The following is a 19,527-nucleotide window of genomic DNA, read 5'->3' as shown; positions in this document are numbered from 1 at the left end:
CATCGCGGTGCGCCGGTCGAGACGAAAGACCTATTATAAAATCCGCTTCTCGATTTCACCTTTCCGGCGTTTCCTTTCGTGACTCCCCGACTTTTCGCCCTGATTCCCTGTGCCGGCACGGGCAGCCGCTCCGGTTCGGCCGTGCCGAAGCAATATCGCACGCTGGCCGGCCGCGCGCTGCTGCATTACACGCTCGCCGCGTTCGACGCGTGCAGCGAATTCGCGCAGACGCTCGTCGTCCTCGCGCCCGACGATTCCCATTTCGACGCGCGCCGCTTCGCGGGCCTGCGCTTCGCGGTGCGCCGCTGCGGCGGCGGCTCGCGGCAGGCGTCGGTGCTGAACGGGCTGCTCGGGCTGGCCGAATTCGGCGCGACCGACCACGACTGGGTGCTGGTGCACGATGCCGCGCGCCCGGGCATCACGCCGGAGCTGATCCGTACGCTCGTCGCGACGCTGAAGGACGACCCGGTCGGCGGCATCGTCGCACTGCCGGTGGCCGATACGCTCAAGCGCGTGCCGGCCGGCGGCGACGCGATCGAGCGCACCGAGTCGCGCGACGCGCTGTGGCAGGCGCAGACGCCGCAGATGTTCCGCATCGGCATGCTGCGCGACGCGATCCTGCGCGCGCAGCGCGAAGGGCACGACCTGACCGACGAAGCGAGCGCGATCGAATGGGCGGGCCACACGCCGCGCGTGGTGCAGGGCAGCCTGCGCAACTTCAAGGTCACGTATCCGGAAGATTTCGCGCTCGCGGAAGCGATCCTCGCGCGCGCCCCACAATCCACCTGACACTTACTCAATCGGAACACGCATGGATTTCAGAATCGGACAAGGCTACGACGTGCACCAGCTCGTCCCGGGGCGCCCCCTCATCATCGGCGGCGTGACGATTCCGTACGAACGCGGCCTGCTCGGCCACTCGGACGCGGATGTGCTGCTGCACGCGATCACCGATGCGCTGTTCGGCGCGGCGGCGCTCGGCGACATCGGCCGCCATTTCTCCGACACCGACGCGGCGTTCAAGGGCGCGGACAGCCGCGTGCTGCTGCGCGAGTGCGTCGCCCGCGTGCAGGCGGCCGGTTTCACGATCCAGAACGTCGACAGCACCGTGATCGCGCAGGCGCCGAAGCTCGCGCCGCATATCGACGGGATGCGCGCGAACATCGCGGCCGATCTCGGGCTGCCGCTCGACCGCGTGAACGTGAAGGCGAAGACCAACGAGAAGCTCGGCTATCTCGGCCGCGGCGAGGGCATCGAGGCGCAGGCTGCCGCGCTGCTGGTCAGGCAGGGCGGCTGATGGCCGGTTGTGGCGGCGCGCGGCTCGTTCCGCGCGCGGTGGTGCTGCGGAAATGAAAAATGCCACGCTGATGCGTGGCATTTTCGTTTGGGGCGGCTGCCGCTCCGGCACGGCTGCCGGTCGCGCGGCGAAACCGCTCATGCAGCCGTTTACTCGCCTTCGGCGGCGATCACCTGCGCGGCGGCGTTGATCACCGACGCGATGCGGCCGACGTCGCGCAGCTGCGTGACGGTCATCCCTTGCTCGTCCTTCAGCAGCGCATAGTGCGACTTCACGCAGAAGTGGCACTTGCCGACGATCGACGCGGCGAGCGCGTACATCTCGAACTTGCGCTTGTCGACGCCGCCGTGCGTCGCGTACGCACCCATCCGCAGCTCGGCGCGCTGCGTCTTCAGATCGGCGTCGTCGGCCATCTCGACATACGGATACCAGGTGTTGTTCATCCCCATCAGCGCGGCTGCCGTCAGCACGGCGTTCGTCTCTTCGGGCGACAGCACGCCGGCTTCGCGGATCGTCTTCACGAGCACCGTGCTCTTCGCCGCGATCGCCGCCGCCAGCGCGACGCCGACCGCATCGGTGCCTTCGAGCGACGAGCGCGAGATCGTGCCGTCGAGGTTCAGGCGAATGTCCTTCGCGTAGTCGGGAATACGTGCCTTAATCGAATCGATGAATTCCATTGATATCTCCTATGGGTTGGCCGTTAAAAAAGCCCGCAGGCAGGACGTGCGCCGCGGGCTTCGTGCATCGATGCGCTTACAGCGTTGCGCCGCCGACTGCACGGTTGCACGGGCACAGTTCGTCCGTTTGCAGGCCGTCCAGAATGCGCAGGACTTCTTCCGGGCTGCGGCCGACGTTCAGGTTGTTCACCGAAACGTGCTGGATCGTGTTGTCCGGATCGACGATGAACGTTGCACGCAGGGCCACGCCGGCTTCCTTGTCGCGCACGCCGAGCTGGTCGATCAGCTCGCCCTTGACGTCGCCGAACGAGTAGTGGTTCAGCTTGTCGAGGTCCTTGTGCTCACGGCGCCATGCGAGCTTGACGAATTCGTTGTCCGAGCTGCCGCCGAGCAGGATGGCGTCGCGCTCTTCGAACTGCTTCGTCAGCTTCGCGAACTCGACGATTTCCGTCGGGCACACGAACGTGAAATCCTTCGGATAGAAGTAGATGATCTTCCACTTGCCCGGGAACGACGCTTCGGTGACGGTCTCGAACGCCGACTGGCCGTTTTCCTCGTGATTGTTGAAGCCCGGCTTCGCGGCTACGACGGTGAAAGCTTCGAGTTTATCGCCCACGGTTTTCATGCGGATACTCCTGTATGAGTTGGGAAGAAGGCTGAGTCAAGCTACCTCGGTGCTGCAACGATGATGTGACAGCATGCGGCAGACTATAACGCTATTAATAAAATGCTTCAATAGATTTTGACTAACGATCTTCATAGTTTTTTTCAACCGGATCGATAGTGTGGGGCGCAAGAAGCGTGCGCGAGCGCGTCACGCGGTCGCACGCGCCTTGCCGGCGCCGGGGAATTCGAGCGTGACTTCGAGGCCCGCTTCGGGGTTGCGGTTGCGCAGTCGCAGCGCGCCGCGATAGCGGCCGACGAGCCGCAGCACGATCGCCATCCCGAGGCCCGTGCCGTCCGCCTTGGTGCGCGCGGTGTCGACGCGATAGAACGGCCGCATCACGAGCGGCAGCTGATCTTCGGGGATGCCGGGGCCTTCGTCGCTCACCGACAGCTCGACGCGCGCGTGCGATATGCGCGTCTCGAGCGTGATGCGCGAGATGCCGTCCTGCTTGCTCTGGCCGTACTTGCGCGCGTTCTCGACGAGATTGCCGATCACGCGGCGCATGTCGGTCTCGTCGGCTTCGATGACCGCGCTCGGCGCGAGCCGCGTGCGGATCTCGACGCCGTCCTCGCTCGCTATGCGCGCGGCAACCTCCTGCGCGATCGACGACAGGTCGACGGGCTCGGGCTTGCGCTGCGACGGGCGCGCGTAGTCGATGAAGGCGGCGATGATGCGGTCCATCTGCTCGATGTCGTCGACCATCGCGTCCTTGGTGGCCTGGTCGGACGGGCTCATCTCGGTTTCGAGGCGCAGCCGCGCGAGCGGCGTGCGCAGGTCGTGCGAGATGCCCGCGAGCATCAGCGCGCGGTCGGCCTCGAGCTGTTCGAGGTCGCGCACCATCTGGTTGAAGCTGCGATTGGTGTCGGCCGCGACACCCATCCCGCGCTCGGGCAGCGGCTCGGGCGCCTGGCCCGAGCCGACCTGGCGCGCGGCGAGCGCGAGCCGCGAGAACGGCCGGTTCACGAGGCTCGTGATGAACGCGGAGCCGAACAGCGACAGCGCGAGCGCGAACAGCCCCCAGCCGGCCCACTGCAGGCCCGTGACGTTGTCGAGCTGGTCGCGATCGAGCGCGACCCAGTAATCGTCGTCGTCGATCTTGAAGCTGATCCACACGCCGGGAATGTCGTTGACCGACTGCGCGATCACGGTATCGTCGCCGAGGCGGCTGCGGATGTCGTGCTCGATCAGGCGATTCAGCGATTCGTCGGGCTGCAGCTTGAACTTGTCGGTTTTCTCGCGCGGGTAAACGCGCACGCCCTCGTTGCTCTCGAGATCCTGCAGCAGCGCGCGCCGCAGATCGGGATCGGAATAGAGCAGGGCGGTGCGCGTGAGCTTCACGACCGCGACGAGCTGCAGCGCGACGCGCTGCGCACGCGGCTCGCGCTCGATCACGCGAAAGCTCTGGAACCACGCGGCGAGACTGACCGAGATCAGCAGCGCGATCAGCAGGAAGGTGCGCCAGAACAGCCCGCCGAATGCGAGCTGCAGGAGGCGCCGGTCAATACGCATGGGACGGGCCGTGGGCGGGCGAAACCGGAAAAGAAAAAATCAGGCGGCGCCGTCCGGAATGAACACGTAGCCGAGGCCCCAGACGGTCTGGATGAAACGCGGGCTGCCCGGATCCGGCTCGATCAGCTTGCGCAGGCGCGAGATCTGCACGTCGAGGCTGCGGTCGAACACTTCGTATTCACGGCCGCGCGCGAGCTCCATCAGCTTCTCGCGCGACAGCGGCTGGCGCGGATGACGCGCGAACACCTTCAGCACCGAGAACTCGCCGGTCGTCAGCGGAATTTCCTGGCCGGACTTCGTCAGCGTGCGCGTCGCGAGGTTCAGCGAGAACTCGCCGAACTCGAACACCTCGGTGGTTTCGGACGGTGCGCCCGGCAGTTCGGCCGGCGCCTGGCGGCGCAGCACCGCGTGAATGCGCGCGACGAGTTCGCGCGGGTTGAACGGCTTCGGCAGGTAATCGTCGGCGCCCATCTCGAGGCCGACGATGCGATCGACGTCCTCGCCCTTCGCGGTGAGCATGATGATCGGCGTGCGGTCGTTGCTGCCGCGCAGGCGGCGGCAGATCGACAGGCCGTCTTCGCCCGGCAGCATCAGGTCGAGCACGAGCAGGTCGAAGCGCTCGCGGACCCAGAGCTTGTTCATCGCGGTCGCGTTTTCTGCGACATATACGTTGAAACCCTGCTCGCCGAGATAGCGGCGCAGCAGATCGCGCAGGCGTGGGTCGTCGTCGACGACGAGAATCTTGGAGGGGTTTTTCGTTTCCATGATCGGCATCTTATCGCGAATGGGAATTGGCGCACGGCCGCGAATTTTCGCGCGTTACAGTCGGTTACAAAATTTACCCGTAGTGTCGCGCCGAGTAAAGGCAGGCTATAGAGATTCCTTTACTCGAAGCCGAAGTTCGGTAGATACTCCCCTGCATTCCATCTTTCATCTTTGCACACCCGAATTCCGCAGGGTTTTTCAAGTACCAGAGGTAGCCGGTTGCCGCGTGACGAAGGGAACAAATCGACCAAAGAAGCGAGGACGGTCATGCGATCTGCCCGGATTGCACTGATGCTGACGATCGCGCTTGCCGGTCCATATGCGTCGAACTTCGCGTATGCGCAGCGCCCCGAGCAGGGTGCGCCGTCGCGCAAGCTGCCGCGCGGCAAAACGCAGCAGCCCGATCATGCCGCCGATACGACGGTCCGTTCCGCCGTGCCTCCCGATCTCGAACAGCGCCGCCGCGACGGGCACATGACGCCCGAGGAGCGCCACCTTTTGCGCCAGCACATCGAAGACGCCGTTCGCGAGTTGTACAAGCGCTGACGCGTGCCGTCCTCGACCTGCGCGGAACACACCGCGCCGAAAAAATTCGTAGCACTTTTTCCGTCAACTTTCGCCTGCCGATTGCCGTTGTACCGGCATCCGCACCGCCGGTGCGTTCCGGGAGTCCATGACGATGAAAGCGAACGCTGCCGCACCGGTGCCGTCGCCCGCCATGCAGTCGGCGCTCGACGCCGACGATGCGCTGTTTTTCCTGAGCCGCACCGGTTTCTCTCCCGCGCCCGCCGAGGTCGCGCGCATCGTCGGCATGACGCGCGCGCAGGTCGTGGCCGACACGCTCGGCAACGTTCGCCGCGAACCCGTCACGGCGTGGCCCGACTGGCTCGCCGAGCTGCCGCCGACGCGCGCGCAGCGCCAGGCGCTGACCCCCGACATGCGGCGCGACGAGCAGCGCGAGCGCGATCGCCGCTACGAGGCGTTGCGCGCGGCGTGGGTCAACGAGATGGTCGTGACGCCGTCGCCGCTGACCGAGCGCATGACGCTGTTCTGGCACGGGCACTTCACGTCGGGGCAGGACAAGGTGCCTTATCCGCAAACGATGGCCGCGCAGAACGCGCTCTTTCGCCGCGAGGCGCTCGGCAACTTCGGCACGCTGTTGCACGCGGTCGCGAAGGACCCGGCGATGCTGCAGTATCTCGACGGCGCGAGCAATCGCAAGGGGCGCCCGAACGAGAATTTCGCGCGCGAGGTGATGGAGCTGTTCACGCTCGGCGAAGGGCATTACACGCAGTACGACGTGACCGAAGCCGCGCGTGCGATGACGGGCTGGACGATCGATCCCGATACGCTGCGCTTCGAGGTGCGGCCCGAATGGCACGACGCGGGCGACAAGACGATTCTCGGCGAGACGGGGCCGTTCGACGGCGACGGCTTTGTCGACATCCTGCTGAAGCGGCCCGGCACCGCGCGCTTCATCGTCGGCAAGCTGTGGCGCGAGTTCGTGTCGGATACGCCCGACGCGGGCGCGCTCGATAGCGTGGCCGAGCGGTTTCGCGCGAGCGGCTACGACATTCGCGCGGCGCTCGCCGCGCTGTGGTCGACCGACGCGTTCTGGGATCCGCGCAACCGCGGCGTGCTCGTCAAGTCGCCGGCCGAGTTCGTCGTCGGGTCGGTGCGGCTGTTCGACGTCGCGTACGGCGATCCGCAGATGCTCGCGAACACCGTGCGCACGCTCGGGCAGAACCTGTTCTATCCGCCGAACGTGAAGGGCTGGCCGGGCGGCGCGCTGTGGATCAACAGCACGACGCTGCTGGCGCGCAAGCAGTTCGTCGAGCAACTGTTCCGCGCGACGGAGACGGCCGGCATGCGGCCGCCGGCGCATCCGATGGCGCCGCCGCCGAACGCGCGTGCGCAAGCGATGCCGGTGGCCGATACGGCGTCCGCTGCCGGGATGCGCGGCGCACCGGCCAAGCCCGCGCGCGGCGGCTTGCGCTTCGATCTCGAACGCTGGCTGGCGCAATATCGCGCGCGGCCGCAGGCGATCGCGGGATTGTCGACCGAGCTTCAGCTCCAGCACGCGGTGCTGCCGGTGTCGCCGGTCGCGGCGATCGACACGGATTCGACCGGCAGCGCGTATCTCGAAGCGCTGCTGATGGATCCGGCCTATCAACTGAAATGATGCAAACGACGACGAATCGGAGCGCCGGAGCGGCCAAGGTGCCGAGCGGCGAACCAAAGGATGCGCGATGAACCGACGTGATTTTCTGACGCTGACGGGCGCCGCTGCCGCGGCGGGCGTGTCGATGTGGCAATCGCCCGCGCTGGCGGCCTCGGGGGCGACAACTGGCCGGCAAGCGGCGGCCGGCTATGCGAACGTGCTGATCCTCGTCGAGCTGAAGGGCGGCAACGACGGCCTCAACACGGTGGTGCCGTATGCGGACCCGCTGTACTACCAGTTCCGGCGCGGCATCGGCATCAAGCGCGAGCAGGTGCTGCAACTCGACGCGCACACCGGGCTGCACCCGTCGCTCGCGCCGCTGATGCCGCTGTGGCGTGACGGGCAGGTCGCGGTCGTGCAGGGCGTCGGTTATCCGCAGCCGAATCTGTCGCATTTCCGCTCGATCGAGATCTGGGATACCGCGTCGCGTTCGGACCAGTACCTGCACGAAGGCTGGCTCACGCGCACGTTCGCGCAGGCGCCGGTGCCGCCCGGTTTCGCGGCGGACGGCGTCGTGCTCGGCAGCGCGGAGATGGGGCCGCTCGCGAACGGCGCGCGCGCGATTGCGCTCGTCAATCCCGCGCAGTTCATCCGTGCGGCCCGGCTTGCCGAACCGTCGTCGCTGCGCGAGCAGAACCCGGCGCTGGCGCACATCATCGACGTCGAGAACGACATCGTGAAGGCAGCCGACCGGCTGCGCCCGCGCGGCGGGATGCGTGAATTCAGGACGGCGTTTCCGGCCGGCACGTTCGGCACGTCGGTCAAGACCGCGATGCAGGTGCTGGCCGCATGCGAAGCGTCCGGGCCCGGTGCGCAGGATGGCGTCGCGGTGCTGCGCCTGACGCTCAACGGCTTCGATACGCACCAGAACCAGCCGGGGCAGCAGGCCGCGCTGCTCAAGCAGTTTGCGGAAGGAATGAGCGCGATGCGCGGCGCGCTGATCGAACTCGGGCGCTGGAACCAGACGCTCGTGATGACGTATGCGGAATTCGGGCGGCGCGTGCGCGAGAACCAGAGCAACGGCACCGATCACGGCACGGCCGCGCCGCATTTCGTGATGGGCGGCCGCGTGGCCGGGGGCCTGTACGGCGCGCCGCCGGCGCTCGGGCGGCTCGACGGCAACGGCAACCTGCCGGTCGCGGTCGATTTCCGCCAGCTCTACGCGACCGTGCTCGGGCCGTGGTGGGGGCTCGACGCGACGCGCGTGCTGCAGCAGCGCTTCGACACGCTGCCGTTGTTGAAGGCGTGATGCGTCAGGTTCAGCGCCGGCGTGCGGCGCGCCACGCGATCCACAGCTTGCGGATCGGCGTCAGCGCGATGCGCTGGTGCAGCACCTGGTAGCCGTCGCGCTCGATTTCGTCGAGCAGCGCGCCGGCCAGCGCGATCTGCGCGCGCAGCGTGCGCTGCGCGCGGCGTTCGGGCGCGGGGATCGCGGCATCGGTGGCCGCGAGCGCTTCGCGCGCGCGCGCCGTCTGGAATTGCAGCAACTCGGTGAAGGCCGGGCTGTAGCGGCGGTTCAGCAGATCGGCTGCGGTCACGTTGTAGCGCTGCAGTTCGTCGATCGGCAGGTAGATGCGGCCGTGGCGCGCGTCGTTGCCGAGTTCCTGCACGAATTGCGCGAGCATCAGCGCGCGGCCGGTGTCCGCGGCCCACGGCTGCGGGTCGGCCGGGTTCGCGGCGCTGGCGCGCGCGACCAGCGACGCGAAGGTGCCGCCGACCTGCGCGATGTAGCGCTGCAGGTTCGCGAAATCGAGGTAGCGCGCCTGTTCGAGGTCCATCCCGTAACCGTTGACGAGCGTACGCAACGCGTCGGCCTCGGCGGCGATCGCCGGATGATGCTGCGCGAGCGCCTTCGTGACGGGGTGCGACGGCTGAGCGTCGGCCAGTGCCGCGAGTTCCTTGTGCCACCACGCGAGCTTCGTGTGGCCGATGGTCGGGTCGCTGGTTTCCTTGACGGTTTCCTCGAGCTCGCGGCGCAGCGCGAACAGCGCCGTCAGGCGCGGCTGCGTGGCGAGCGGCGCCTGACGCAACGCGTAGTAGACGCTGGAGCCCGCGGGGGCGGCCTTTTGCTGACAGTAGTCGTCGAAGTTCACGGGCGGAATCGGGTGGGGGCGGGTTCGGGGGACGCGCGGCGGCGCGGTGCCGAAACGTCGAGCGCGGCATTCTAGCACCGCTGCACGACGGGTGCCGGCAGGGCGAGACAAGGCCGCACGGATCGGGTAGAATCTCGCGCTCGCCTGATCGGACGTGCCGGTTTTCAGGCCGGCGTGAAGTGTCCCGAGCAGTCCCGGGCGCGTGGAGACCGCATCTTGCGTGCCGCGCGGTCAGGCGACGGAAAATGCGCGTGAGTGGCGAAATTGGTAGACGCACCAGGTTTAGGTCCTGACGCCCGCAAGGGTGTGCCGGTTCGAGTCCGGCCTCACGCACCAGAAGTCGGACCAGCACCCGTCAAGGTGCCGTTCCCGAAAAAGCGCTGCCGGTCGGCTGACCGCAGCGCTTTTTTGTTTCAAGCGCGCCTACTCCCAGAAGCTCCGGATCGCGACTGCCACGATCACCGGCACCGAGAACACCAGCGGGATCGCGAAATACTGCGCTTCACGATCGACGATCCAGCTATAGATCAACCACGCCGCGCCGATCGCGAACGTGATGAGGCCGACCGCCACGGCGGCGATGTTTAGCACCAGCTTCGAAGGCTGGCGGCGCGTCTTGGCATTGTCGTCGTTATCGCGCGGGGACGATTTCATCGGAAGAGTGCGGCCTCGGCCGAAACAGGGGTAAAAGCACAGGAAACCCCATCCGCACGGATCGCGCAAGGGCCGGCGCATGCCGGCCCCGTCATGTTCATTCCCGAGCGTTACAAGTTACAACCCGAACGACGCAGCCAGTTCGTCGAGCAGCTCGCGCTGGAACGCGACGAACCTCTCGCCCGGCTGCTGCGCGATCGCGAGGTCGAGCATCGGATCGGCGACGTCGGTGCGAATGCCGGCCAGCGCCTCGACGATCGCGAGCCCGCAGAACGGCACGTACGCCTCCGAATAACCGCCTTCGTGAACGATCACGAGCCGCTCGTCGCAATGGCGCCGCGCGGCATCCTTCACCGCGTGCGTCATGAACCGATAGCTGTCGGTATGCAGCTGCATGCGCGCGAGCGGGTCGACCGCGCTCGCGTCGAGGCCGCTCGCAACGACGATCAGCTCGGGCCGGAAGCGTTCCAGCGCCGGCAGCACGATCCGCTCGAATGCGTAGCGATACGCATCGTCGCCGCTGCCCGCGAGCAGCGGCACGTTCAGGTTCGCACCGATACCCGCGCCTTCGCCGCGATCGTCCACGCCGCTGTAGCCGGGCGGGAAGCAGCGGTCCTGGTGCAGCGAGATCGTCAGCGTGTCCGGATCGTCGTAGTAGATCGACTGCGTGCCGTTGCCGTGATGCACATCCCAGTCGATCACCGCGACGCGCTCGATGCCGTGTTTCGCGCGGGCGGCCTCGATCGCGATCGGGATGTTAGCCAGCATGCAGAAGCCCATCGGGCGGTCGCGCAGGCAGTGATGGCCGGGCGGCCGCGACAGCGAGAACGCATTGGCCGCGCGCTCGCCGACGACCGTGTCGACCGCCGCGATCGCGAGGCCGGCCGACAGCGCGGCGATCTCGTAGCTGCCCTTGCCGAACGGCGCGAGATCGCCGAGGTCGCCGCCGTTCGCGTCGCTGAGTGCGCGGAACGCGTCGAGATAGTGCGCCGGATGAATGCGCAGCAGGTCGGCGGTCGTGGCTGGGGCGGCGCCGCGCAGGTCGAGCTGCGCGGCAAGGCCCGAAGCCTGCACGAGCGACAGGAAGCGGCGCTTCGAATCGGGCGATTCCGCGTAGCCCGCGCTCGACGGCGGCTGGACCCAGCCGCCGACCGGGAAGAACAGCGCGTGCGTGCCGCCGGTGTGCCAGAAAGTGCGTTCGTCGGTGAAGAAGGCAGTGCGATTCATGGATGTGCGTGACCTGTCACGGTTGGGAGGAAACGGCTGGGCGTGCGCTGCGATCGATATGGCGCAGCGCGGCGAACGAAACGATCGCGACGGCCGTCGCGGCCGCGAACAGCGCGCGCATCGTGCCGCCGGCGTCGAGCATCAGCCCGGCGAGCAGCGGGCCGGCCGCGAGGCCGGCGCCGATCACGAAATTGAGCGTCGCGACGAGGCGGCCCGACGTGTCGATCTGCGCGACGGTCGCGAGGATGAACGGCAGCACGAAGGTCCACGCGAACTTGAACGCGAAGATCGCCGCGCTGTAGCCGCCCGCGTGCCGCATCGCGGCGAGTGCGACGAGCGAGGCCGCGAGCAGCGCGTAACCGGCGGCCAGCATCGCGCGCCGCGCGAGCCGGCCGCCGGCGCACGACGCGAGTGCCGCGCCGGCGATTCCCATCACGCTCGCGATCGCGAGCACGTTGCCGGTCGACTGCGGATCGAGCCCGGCATCCGCCGCCGCGCGGCTCGCGAAAGTCCACACGCTGCCGATCGCGAGATAGAACGTCAGCACCGCGCCGATTGCGAGCACGACGAAGCTTCGCGGCGCATGCGTCGCAGCGTCATGCGCGGTTTGCGCAGACGCCATCCGCGCGCCGAGCGACGACGGAAAGCCGCGCGACAGCGGTGCCGCGAGCAGCGCCAGCGCGGCGAGCGCGATGTACAGCGCGCGCAGCCCGAACGCGGCGAACACATGCGGCAGCACGAACAGGCCGATCGCGCCCGCGACCAACTGGCCGACGACCCACAGCCCGTACACGCGATCGCTGTTGCTGCTCGTTGCCGCGCTCGTCATGCAGAGCACCATCAGCGAGCCGCCGCCGAGCGCGGTGACGGCGCGCAGCGCGAGCAGCGCGGCGAAGCCCGGCATCCACAGCGCGGTCAGCAGGTTGCCCACGCCGAACAGCGCGATCGCGAACGCGGCGACGCGGCGTGCGTCGACGCGGCCGAGCCACAGGTACGACGGCACGGTCGCGAGGCTGAACGCACCGAGTTCGACGAAGAAGTAGGTGCCGATCTGCGATGCGGACAGCCCGAGCTGCATCGCGAGCTGGCTCGCGACGGCCGGTGCGACGAGCAGCAGCAATGGCGTGATGGCCGCGAACACGACGAGCGCGGCGAGCGTCGAGCGCGCGAACGTCGGCGCGCGGCCGTCGGGCGAGAGTGCGGCATCCGGAGACAAGATTTTCATGGCGGGATCTCGTTGGGGAATCAGAACAGGTGGTACATGCCGACCATCGCGCCGAACTGCGACGTGCCGGCGAGCGGCGTCGGGTCGTATTCGTAGACGGTCTGCGAACTCTGGCCGCTGTTGCGCGCATAACCGAGGTTCGCGTACGCGACGGTGCGTTTCGACAGCGCGTACGTGGTGCTCGCAATGAACAGCGTCGGATGGCCGATCGCCGGCGTGCGCGAGTCGGTGTGGTAGACGCCCGCGTTCAGGCCGATTCCGTTCGGACTCAGATAGCGCGCGCCGCCCCAGACGATCGTGCGCGCCGCGTCGAGGTCGCCCGTCAGGCGTTCGACGCCGACGTAGACGGTGAGCGGCAGGGACGCGAACGCATAGCGCGCGGCGAGCGTGCCGAGTTCGCGGCGGCGCGCCGACGCGTCGGCGGCCGCCGACACATCGCCGCGCGCCTGATGCAGCACCGCGCTGACCGACAGGCCGTTGCTCGTGTACTGGCCGCCGAGTTCGAGCACGCGTCCGGCACGCGTATTGCCGGCGACGCCGGCCGTCGCGGCGAGCGCCTCGACGTCGAAGCCGGCAAACGTCGGCGACTGGTACTTGATCGAGTGGTCGATGAAGTTCGCGTTCATCGGCACGATCACGCCCTGGCCGCTGTACGACGCGTACCAGAGCGGATCGTAGAACAGCGTCTTGTCGAACAGCACGCTGAACTGCCGGCCAAACGTGACGGTGCCGACCGGCCCTGCGATACCCATATACGCGCCGCGAAAGAACGCGTAGCCGGGCACGGTCGCGGTGCCGTCGTTGAGGTTGAGGCCCTGTTCGAGCTTGAACAGCGCACGCCAGCCGCCGCCGAGATCCTCGTTGCCCTTCAGCCCGATCTGCGAAGGCAGGATGCCGTAGTTCTGCAACTGCACGGCCGAGTGGCGCCCGTCGGCGTGCGTCAGGTATTGCACGCCGGCGTCGAGCGCGCCGTACAGCGTGAGGGTCGACTGCGCGTGCGCGGCGGCGCTGCACGCGGCGAGCGTCGCGGCGGCCGCGGCCGTGCGGATGAAGCTGGGTTTCGTCACGAGGGGTTCTCCATACCGTGCTGCATCGGTTTGTCGTTGGTGTTGTCGCGACGCAGTGTCCGCAGCGGGAAAACCTTCGAACAGTCGTACAGATGAACGGTGCGGAAAACCCGAAGTGCGCGGCATGCACGCGGCGCGATGCCTCGGCACGGCGTGCTGCGGAGCAGCAACGTGCCGCGCACCGTTCAAATGGATGGGGTTGCCGCCGGTTCCGGCACCGTGGCCCGCCAAAAAAGCCGCTCGCTATAATCGGCGGACTGCGTTGCGCGCATCAGCGGCCCGGTCGGGCAGGGGGCGGAAGGTGAGGATCACGACGGATACCGGGCAGGATCTCGAAGCGTTGCGCGACGTGCCGGCCGCCATCGTGCTCGACGAATTCGCGTGGCCGCCGCTGCCTTCGCGTCGTGCCGATTTCGATGGTGTCGCACGCGGCGACGCATCGCAGCGCGAACTCGGGCTGATGCTGCTCGATCTGTACGCGGTCGCCGCGCAGTCCGGCATCGGCGAATTCGAATACCGCTTCTTTACGCTGCTGCAGGCGCTCGTCCCGTTCGACGCCGCATGGACGGGCGTCGCGACGCATGCGTCCACCGGACCCGTGATGCACAACAGCTTTCTGTATCGCCTGCCGCACGCGTTCTTCGGCGACTGGAAGCGTGTGCGCGACTGCGACCCGCTCGCGCACCGCACGCTGCGCGGCGCGCACGGACGTGCGGTGCGGCTGTCGGTCGTCGAGCCGGGGCTCGATGCGCGGTTTCGCGACTGGTGCGTGAAGTACGGGCTCGCGCAACTGATGTGCGTGTGCACGCTCGATCGCCGCTTCGGCCTGACGACGTTCATGTCGATCTACCGCCAGGGCCTGAATCGCCCGTTCAGCGACGACGATGCGCGCCGTTTCGAGGAAGTGATTCCGCATCTCGCGGCCGCGCTCACGATCAATCGCGCCGCGCAGCTCACGCGCGAGCGCGGCGATACGGTCGCACCGGCCGCACGCGCGCTGTGCGACAACTTCGGCGTGCTCCACCACGCCGATCATGGCTTTGACGACGTGCTGCGCGCCGAATGGCCGGCGTGGGCCGGCGCGCGCGTGCCGCAGCCGCTCGTCGCGCACCTGCGGCGCCAGTCGGGCCAGCCGTTCGTAGGCGATGCGCTGCGCATCCAGTGCGTGCCCGTCGCGGGGCTGTTCCAGATCGAGGCACGGCCGCGCTCGCTGCTCGACCGGTTGAGCCCGCGCGAGCTGGCCGCGATCCGTTATTACGGCGCCGGCCGTTCGCACAAGGAAGTCGCGCAACAGATGGCGATTTCGCCGACGACCGTGCGCCACTACCTGCGCTGTGCGTACCGCAAGCTCGGCATGCACGACAAGAGCCAGATCGCGGGCGTGCTCGGCGCGACGGGCGGCGCGACCGATGACGAACCGGTGGAAGCGGGCGGCGAGCCGCGCTGAATCGCTCGAACGCGCGCACGTGGCACGCTCCGCCATAATGGTTGTATCCGCAACCATTGAGCGTTATGCTCGTCAGCTCCCGGGAGACGGAATTCCATCATGAACGACACGAATTCAGGGTCGGTGCGCGCGGCGGTGGTCGGTGTCGGCGCGATCGGCGGATTGCTCGCGGCCGCGCTGTCGCGGGCCGGCATGACCGTGAGCGCATACGCACGCGGCGCGACGCTCGACGCGCTGAACGCGCACGGCGTGCGCGTGATCGACGAGGCGGGCGTCACATCGTCGGTGCCGGTGCGCGCGAGCGACGATGCGGCCGCGCTCGGCGTGCAGGACTACGTGGTGATCGCGCTGAAGGCGCAGGCGCTGCCGGCGCTGGCCGCGCGCATCGCGCCGCTGGTCGGGCCGGACACCGTGATCGTCGCGGCGATGAACGGGCTGCCGTGGTGGTTCACGCATGGGCTCGAAGGACCGATCGACGGCGTGCCGCTCGACGCGGTCGATCCGGCCGGCGCGGTGTCGGCGGCGCTGCCGCCCGCGCAGGCGATCGGCTGCGTCGTGCACCTGTCGTCGAGCACCGACGCGCCGGGCGTCGTGCGCCGCGGGCGCGGCAACCGGCTGATCGTCGGCGCACCCGATCCGCGGCTCGACTCGGCCACCGCACGGTTCGCCGCTGCGCTCGCGGCGGGTGGTTTCGACGTTGAATCGACGCCCGCGATCCGGACCGAGATCTGGGCGAAGCTGTGGGGCAACATGAACATGAATCCGCTGAGTGCGCTGACGGGATCGACGGCCGAGCAGTTGCTCGACGATCCGTTCACGCAGGATCTCGCGCTGCGGATGATGGAGGAGGCTGCCGCGATCGGCGCGAAGCTCGGCTTGTCGACGGGGATGAGCGGTCCCGAACGGATCGCGGTCACGCGCAAGCTCGGCGCGTTCAGGACGTCGATGCTGCAGGATTTCGAAGCGGGGCGTCCGCTCGAGATCGGGCCGATCCTCGGCGTGTTTCCTGAGCTCGGGCGCAAGCTCGATGTGCCGACCCCGTATTGCGACGCGGTGCTCGGGCTGCTGCGCCAGCGCGCGGCCAACAGCGGGCTGTAGCGTCTGCGAGCCTGATGGATTCGCGGTCGCGGGCAACGCGGCGAAGCGCGACCCTTGGCGGATGCCGCCGCATGATGCAAAACGGGCCGCCCGGTCGCTGGTTACGCGGCCCGGGCGGCCCGTCGAATTCGTCGGATCAATGCTGCCGGCAGCGCTCGATCGTCTGCCGATGCCGAGCCCGTCACGCGGCTCAGTCGTCCCGCTCGGTTGCGTGCGCGACGACCTTGTCGAGCAGCCGCTCGAACGTCTGGCGTTCGCTGTCGGACAGGCACGCGAGCAACCCGTCGTTCCACTTGCGCACGATCGGCATGATCTTGCGATGCAGCGCGCGGCCGTCGGTGGTCAGCGCGATCAGCACGATCCGGCCATCCTCGTCGCTCGCGCTGCGCTCGAGCAGCCCCTGGCGCAGCAGCGCTTCGGCCGCGCGGCTCGCCTGGCTCTTGTCGAGATTGGTGTGGCGCGCGAGATCCATGATCGAGAACGGACCGAACGCGCCGACGGCGGCGATCACGCGTGCTTCGGGCAGCGAGATGTCGAGCTTGTGCCGGTACACCTCGCCGATCCCGCGGTCGGATCGCTTCGTGAGTGCATGGAGGCGATAGGTCAGAAACTGATCGAGCCCGGTTTGACGGCCTTTCATAGCGAATCCTGAAGAAAAAGGGCGGGCCCGATTGTTCCTGTATCGCGCGCTCGGGTCAACGGTCAGTGTGCGCCGTACTTCAGGCGTGTCAATTGCTCCGCTTCGTTCGCGAGCAGGTTCGCTGCGTCGCGGATCGAGACGTCGAGCGTGATCGGCCCGGGAGCCGGCGAGAAGCAGCCGGAAAAATGTTCGGACAGGCGCGGCAGCGCGGCCGGGTCGACCGCACCCGACAGCAGCGACGCGGGCACGCCGACGGCCTGTGCGTGCCGGCACGCGATGAACGGCGCCTTGCCGTGCAGCGTCTGCACGTCGGAGCGGCCTTCGCCGGTGATCAGCCAGTCGGCGCCGGCGAGCGCCGCGTCGAGCCCGACCTGCCGCGCGACCACTTCGGCGCCGGCTTCGAACTGCGCGCCGAGCATGTGCAGCGCGAAACCGAGGCCGCCCGCGGCGCCGGCGCCGGGCAGGTCGCGGGCGCGTCGGTCGAGCGCGGCTTCGAGCAGATCGGCGAAATGGCCGAGCGCGGCGTCGAGGGTCGCAACCTGCGCGGACGTCACGCCTTTTTGCGGGCCGAACACGGCGGTCGCGCCGTGCGCGCCCGTCAGCGGGTTGTCGACGTCGGACATGCCGACGAATTCCGTTTCCTTCAGGCGCGGGTCGAGCGCCGACGCGTCGATGCGCGCGATGTCGGCGAGCCGCGACGGCACGGGCTCGACCGGCTGGCCGGCCGCGTCGAAGCATTGCAGGCCGAGGCCCGCGAGCAGCCCGGCGCCCGCGTCGTTGGTGCTGCTGCCGCCGAGCGCGACGAAGAAGCGGCGCACGCCGTCGTCGAGCAGCGTGCGGATCGCCTCGCCCATCCCGCGCGTGCTGCGCGCGTCGACCGGCACGCTCATGCCGACCGGATCGGTAATGCCGACGATCTCGGCCGTCTCGACGATCGCGGTGCGCGCGTCGATCACACCGACCGCCGCGTCGCGTGCCGCGAGCGACGCGCCGGCCACCCGCAGCGAGCGCCGCGTGCCGCCGCCGGCCAGCATCGCGTCGAGCGTGCCTTCGCCGCCGTCGGCCATCGGGCAGCAGCGCACGACCGCGTCGGGGCGCGCGCGGCGGATGCCGGTGGCGATCGCATCCGCGACCTGCTCGGCGGAAAGCGAGCCTTTGAACGAATCGGGCGCGATGACGACGACAGGCGCGGACGGGTGTTGCGGCATGGTGTCTCCGGAAGGCGTGATTGGTGTGAAGAATAATGGGGCGCGACGGCGGCGCACCCTCAATCGGAGCTTACAGGATGGCGGGCCCGCGGTGGATACGGCGTACGGCATAGCGGCGATCCGCGCGCATTGCCGTGCAAGGGGCTGCTGACATGGCGCAGACGCATGCGCGTCGCGCCGAACTGGAGGTGCGAGGAAAATTGTTTGCTAGAATAGTCGATTCTTCCGGCCAAAGCCGTGCTCCGAGCCGCTTGCGCTAGCCATCCGGCGCGTGCAGGGATGGCGTGGCGCTCCGGCGCGGCATATGCAATGCCGCAGGCAGGCACGGCAAGGAAAACCCGATTCGCTCGAATAATTTTAGGACGATTGAAGCCATGGCTAACGTTGTTGAGAACCTCGGCAAGCTTGAACGCCGCGTGACGATTTCCCTGCCGAAAGACACCGTGCAGAAGGAAATCGACGCCCGTATCCAGAAACTCGCGAAGAACGTGCGCATGCCGGGTTTCCGCCCGGGCAAGGTGCCGCTGAAGATGGTCGCGCAGCAGTACTCGGGTCAGGTCGAGGCGGAAGTGCTGAGCGACAAGATCGGCCAGGAGTTCTTCACGATCAGCCGCGCGGAAAACCTGCGCGTCGCCGGCCAGCCGAGCTTCGAGCCGAAGCAGGAGCAAGCCGAAGATGCGTACGCGTTCGACGCGACGTTCGAGGTCTACCCGGAAGTGAAGATCGGCGATCTGGCGACGGCTGAAGTCGAGCGCTCGACCACGTCGATCGGCGACGCCGAAATCGACCGCACGCTGGACATCCTGCGCAAGCAGCGCGTGCACTACCACGCACGCGGCGAAGCCGGCGAGCACGGCGACGGCGGCGCGGACACCGCAGCGAAGAACGGCGACCGCGTGACGGTCGACTTCGTCGGCAAGATCGACGACGTCGCGTTCCAGGGCGGCACGGCCGAAGACTTCCCGTTCGTGCTCGGCGAAGGCCGCATGCTGCCGGAATTCGAAACCGCGGCGCTGGGCCTGAAGGCCGGCGAATCGCGCACGTTCGACCTGAAGTTCCCGGACGACTACCACGGTGCCGACGTCGCGGGCAAGACCGCGCAATTCACGGTCACGATGAAGAAGATCGAGTGGCCGCACCTGCCGGAAATCGACGGCGAATTCGCGAAGTCGCTCGGCATCGAAGATGGCGACCTCACGAAGATGCGCGGCGAGATCAAGGAAAACCTCGAGCGCGAAGCGAAGCGCCGCACGCAGTCGATCGTCAAGAACCAGGTGATGGACGCACTGCTGAAGATTTCCGAACTCGACGTGCCGAAGGCGCTGATCGAGCAGGACCAGCAGCGTCTGGTCGAAATGGCTCGCCAGGATCTGGCGCAGCGCGGCGTGCCGAACGCGAAGGACGCACCGATCCCGGCCGAGATGTTCGCCGAGCAGGCCGAGCGTCGCGTGAAGCTGGGCCTCGTGCTGGCCGAGCTCGTGAAGTCGAACAGCCTGGAAGCGAAGCCGGAACAGATCCGCGCGGAAGTCGACGAGTTCGCAAAGAGCTACGAAGACCCGAAGGAAGTGGTCCGCTGGTATTATTCCAACCAGCAGCGCCTCGCCGAGATGGAAGCGTTCGTCGTTGAAAGCAACGTCGTCGATTTCGTGCTGGGCAAGGCAAAGGTGACGGACAAGGAAGTGAGCTTCGAGGCACTCGCGAGCGCATCGGCGCAAGCGTAAGTGTCGCTCTA

At 67.9% G+C, this 19,527-nt stretch carries 19 protein-coding genes and 1 tRNA gene; 9 read left to right on the top strand and 11 right to left on the bottom strand.

Annotated elements, in window-relative coordinates:
* The first annotated feature begins 78 nt into the window (after positions 1-78).
* The gene (gene ispD, locus ACM6JT_RS02360) at positions 79-789 is read left to right on the top strand and encodes a 2-C-methyl-D-erythritol 4-phosphate cytidylyltransferase (RefSeq protein WP_175749944.1); all 711 of its coding nucleotides are present in this window, start codon (positions 79-81) and stop codon (positions 787-789) included.
* A 22-nt stretch (positions 790-811) separates the two neighbouring features.
* Entirely contained in the window at positions 812-1,297 is a 486-nt protein-coding gene (gene ispF, locus ACM6JT_RS02355) for a 2-C-methyl-D-erythritol 2,4-cyclodiphosphate synthase (protein ID WP_034181174.1), read from the top strand.
* 149 nt (positions 1,298-1,446) lie between these two features.
* Here ispF and ACM6JT_RS02350 read toward each other — a convergent pair whose 3' ends face one another.
* The 4 genes from ACM6JT_RS02350 to ompR form a co-directional block, all read right to left on the bottom strand.
* Positions 1,447-1,974 carry a carboxymuconolactone decarboxylase family protein gene (locus ACM6JT_RS02350; protein ID WP_034181175.1) on the bottom strand — a complete coding sequence of 176 codons (528 nt, stop codon included), beginning with the start codon at positions 1,972-1,974 and terminating at the stop codon, positions 1,447-1,449.
* A gap of 76 nt (positions 1,975-2,050) precedes the next feature.
* Positions 2,051-2,599, bottom strand: a complete 549-nt coding sequence (locus ACM6JT_RS02345) for a peroxiredoxin (protein WP_034181176.1) — start codon at positions 2,597-2,599, stop codon at positions 2,051-2,053.
* Positions 2,600-2,788: 189 nt separating this feature from the next.
* Positions 2,789-4,150, bottom strand: a complete 1,362-nt coding sequence (locus ACM6JT_RS02340; protein ID WP_034181177.1) for an ATP-binding protein — start codon at positions 4,148-4,150, stop codon at positions 2,789-2,791.
* A gap of 39 nt (positions 4,151-4,189) precedes the next feature.
* Complete coding sequence (ompR, locus tag ACM6JT_RS02335) at positions 4,190-4,924, bottom strand: two-component system response regulator OmpR (protein WP_006478565.1); 735 nt, start codon at positions 4,922-4,924, stop codon at positions 4,190-4,192.
* 258 nt (positions 4,925-5,182) lie between these two features.
* Here ompR and ACM6JT_RS02330 point away from each other — a divergent pair, with 258 nt between their 5' ends.
* The 3 genes from ACM6JT_RS02330 (at position 5,183) to ACM6JT_RS02320 (ending at position 8,385) form a co-directional block, all read left to right on the top strand.
* Positions 5,183-5,461, top strand: coding sequence for a hypothetical protein (locus ACM6JT_RS02330; RefSeq protein ID WP_034181178.1), 279 nt, complete (start codon positions 5,183-5,185; stop codon positions 5,459-5,461).
* A 133-nt stretch (positions 5,462-5,594) separates the two neighbouring features.
* Entirely contained in the window at positions 5,595-7,097 is a 1,503-nt protein-coding gene (locus ACM6JT_RS02325) for a DUF1800 domain-containing protein (RefSeq protein WP_414855922.1), read from the top strand.
* A gap of 67 nt (positions 7,098-7,164) precedes the next feature.
* The gene (locus ACM6JT_RS02320) at positions 7,165-8,385 is read left to right on the top strand and encodes a DUF1501 domain-containing protein (protein WP_034181179.1); all 1,221 of its coding nucleotides are present in this window, start codon (positions 7,165-7,167) and stop codon (positions 8,383-8,385) included.
* Between the two features lie 10 nt (positions 8,386-8,395).
* On the opposite strand, the gene hpnD is transcribed toward ACM6JT_RS02320, so the two are convergent.
* Complete coding sequence (gene hpnD / locus ACM6JT_RS02315) at positions 8,396-9,229, bottom strand: presqualene diphosphate synthase HpnD (protein ID WP_034181180.1); 834 nt, start codon at positions 9,227-9,229, stop codon at positions 8,396-8,398.
* Positions 9,230-9,478: 249 nt separating this feature from the next.
* Here hpnD and ACM6JT_RS02310 point away from each other — a divergent pair.
* Positions 9,479-9,565, top strand: a tRNA-Leu gene (locus ACM6JT_RS02310).
* Between the two features lie 87 nt (positions 9,566-9,652).
* On the opposite strand, the gene ACM6JT_RS02305 is transcribed toward ACM6JT_RS02310, so the two are convergent.
* The 4 genes from ACM6JT_RS02305 to ACM6JT_RS02290 all read right to left on the bottom strand — a co-directional run bounded on the left by ACM6JT_RS02305 (position 9,653) and on the right by ACM6JT_RS02290 (position 13,402).
* Positions 9,653-9,883, bottom strand: a complete 231-nt coding sequence (locus ACM6JT_RS02305; protein WP_034181181.1) for a hypothetical protein — start codon at positions 9,881-9,883, stop codon at positions 9,653-9,655.
* Positions 9,884-10,000: 117 nt separating this feature from the next.
* Positions 10,001-11,110, bottom strand: a complete 1,110-nt coding sequence (locus tag ACM6JT_RS02300) for a class II histone deacetylase (protein WP_414855921.1) — start codon at positions 11,108-11,110, stop codon at positions 10,001-10,003.
* Positions 11,111-11,126: 16 nt separating this feature from the next.
* A complete protein-coding gene (locus ACM6JT_RS02295; protein ID WP_414855920.1) occupies positions 11,127-12,335 on the bottom strand; it encodes an MFS transporter in 1,209 nt (402 codons plus the stop codon).
* Between the two features lie 20 nt (positions 12,336-12,355).
* Positions 12,356-13,402, bottom strand: a complete 1,047-nt coding sequence (locus ACM6JT_RS02290; protein ID WP_414855919.1) for a porin — start codon at positions 13,400-13,402, stop codon at positions 12,356-12,358.
* A 301-nt stretch (positions 13,403-13,703) separates the two neighbouring features.
* On the opposite strand from ACM6JT_RS02290, the gene ACM6JT_RS02285 reads away from it, so the two are divergent.
* Both ACM6JT_RS02285 and ACM6JT_RS02280 read left to right on the top strand, forming a co-directional pair.
* Complete coding sequence (locus ACM6JT_RS02285; protein WP_034181186.1) at positions 13,704-14,849, top strand: helix-turn-helix transcriptional regulator; 1,146 nt, start codon at positions 13,704-13,706, stop codon at positions 14,847-14,849.
* 99 nt (positions 14,850-14,948) lie between these two features.
* A complete protein-coding gene (locus tag ACM6JT_RS02280) occupies positions 14,949-15,947 on the top strand; it encodes a 2-dehydropantoate 2-reductase (protein WP_034181187.1) in 999 nt (332 codons plus the stop codon).
* A 190-nt stretch (positions 15,948-16,137) separates the two neighbouring features.
* On the opposite strand, the gene ACM6JT_RS02275 is transcribed toward ACM6JT_RS02280, so the two are convergent.
* Together ACM6JT_RS02275 and ACM6JT_RS02270 are read right to left on the bottom strand one after the other, a co-directional pair.
* Entirely contained in the window at positions 16,138-16,587 is a 450-nt protein-coding gene (locus ACM6JT_RS02275; RefSeq protein ID WP_034181188.1) for a MarR family winged helix-turn-helix transcriptional regulator, read from the bottom strand.
* A gap of 62 nt (positions 16,588-16,649) precedes the next feature.
* Positions 16,650-17,795 (bottom strand): glycerate kinase, encoded by a 1,146-nt coding sequence (locus ACM6JT_RS02270; RefSeq protein WP_414855918.1) that lies wholly within the window; start codon positions 17,793-17,795, stop codon positions 16,650-16,652.
* Between the two features lie 374 nt (positions 17,796-18,169).
* Between ACM6JT_RS02270 and tig the strand changes: the two genes are divergently transcribed.
* Positions 18,170-19,516, top strand: coding sequence for a trigger factor (gene tig, locus ACM6JT_RS02265; protein WP_034181190.1), 1,347 nt, complete (start codon positions 18,170-18,172; stop codon positions 19,514-19,516).
* The last annotated feature ends 11 nt before the right edge of the window (positions 19,517-19,527 follow it).

The organism is Burkholderia sp. IT-111MI5, from assembly GCF_949752865.1.
Classification (GTDB): Bacteria; Pseudomonadota; Gammaproteobacteria; order Burkholderiales; family Burkholderiaceae; genus Burkholderia; species Burkholderia pyrrocinia_C.
This window is presented reverse-complemented; position numbering and strand designations above follow the sequence as displayed.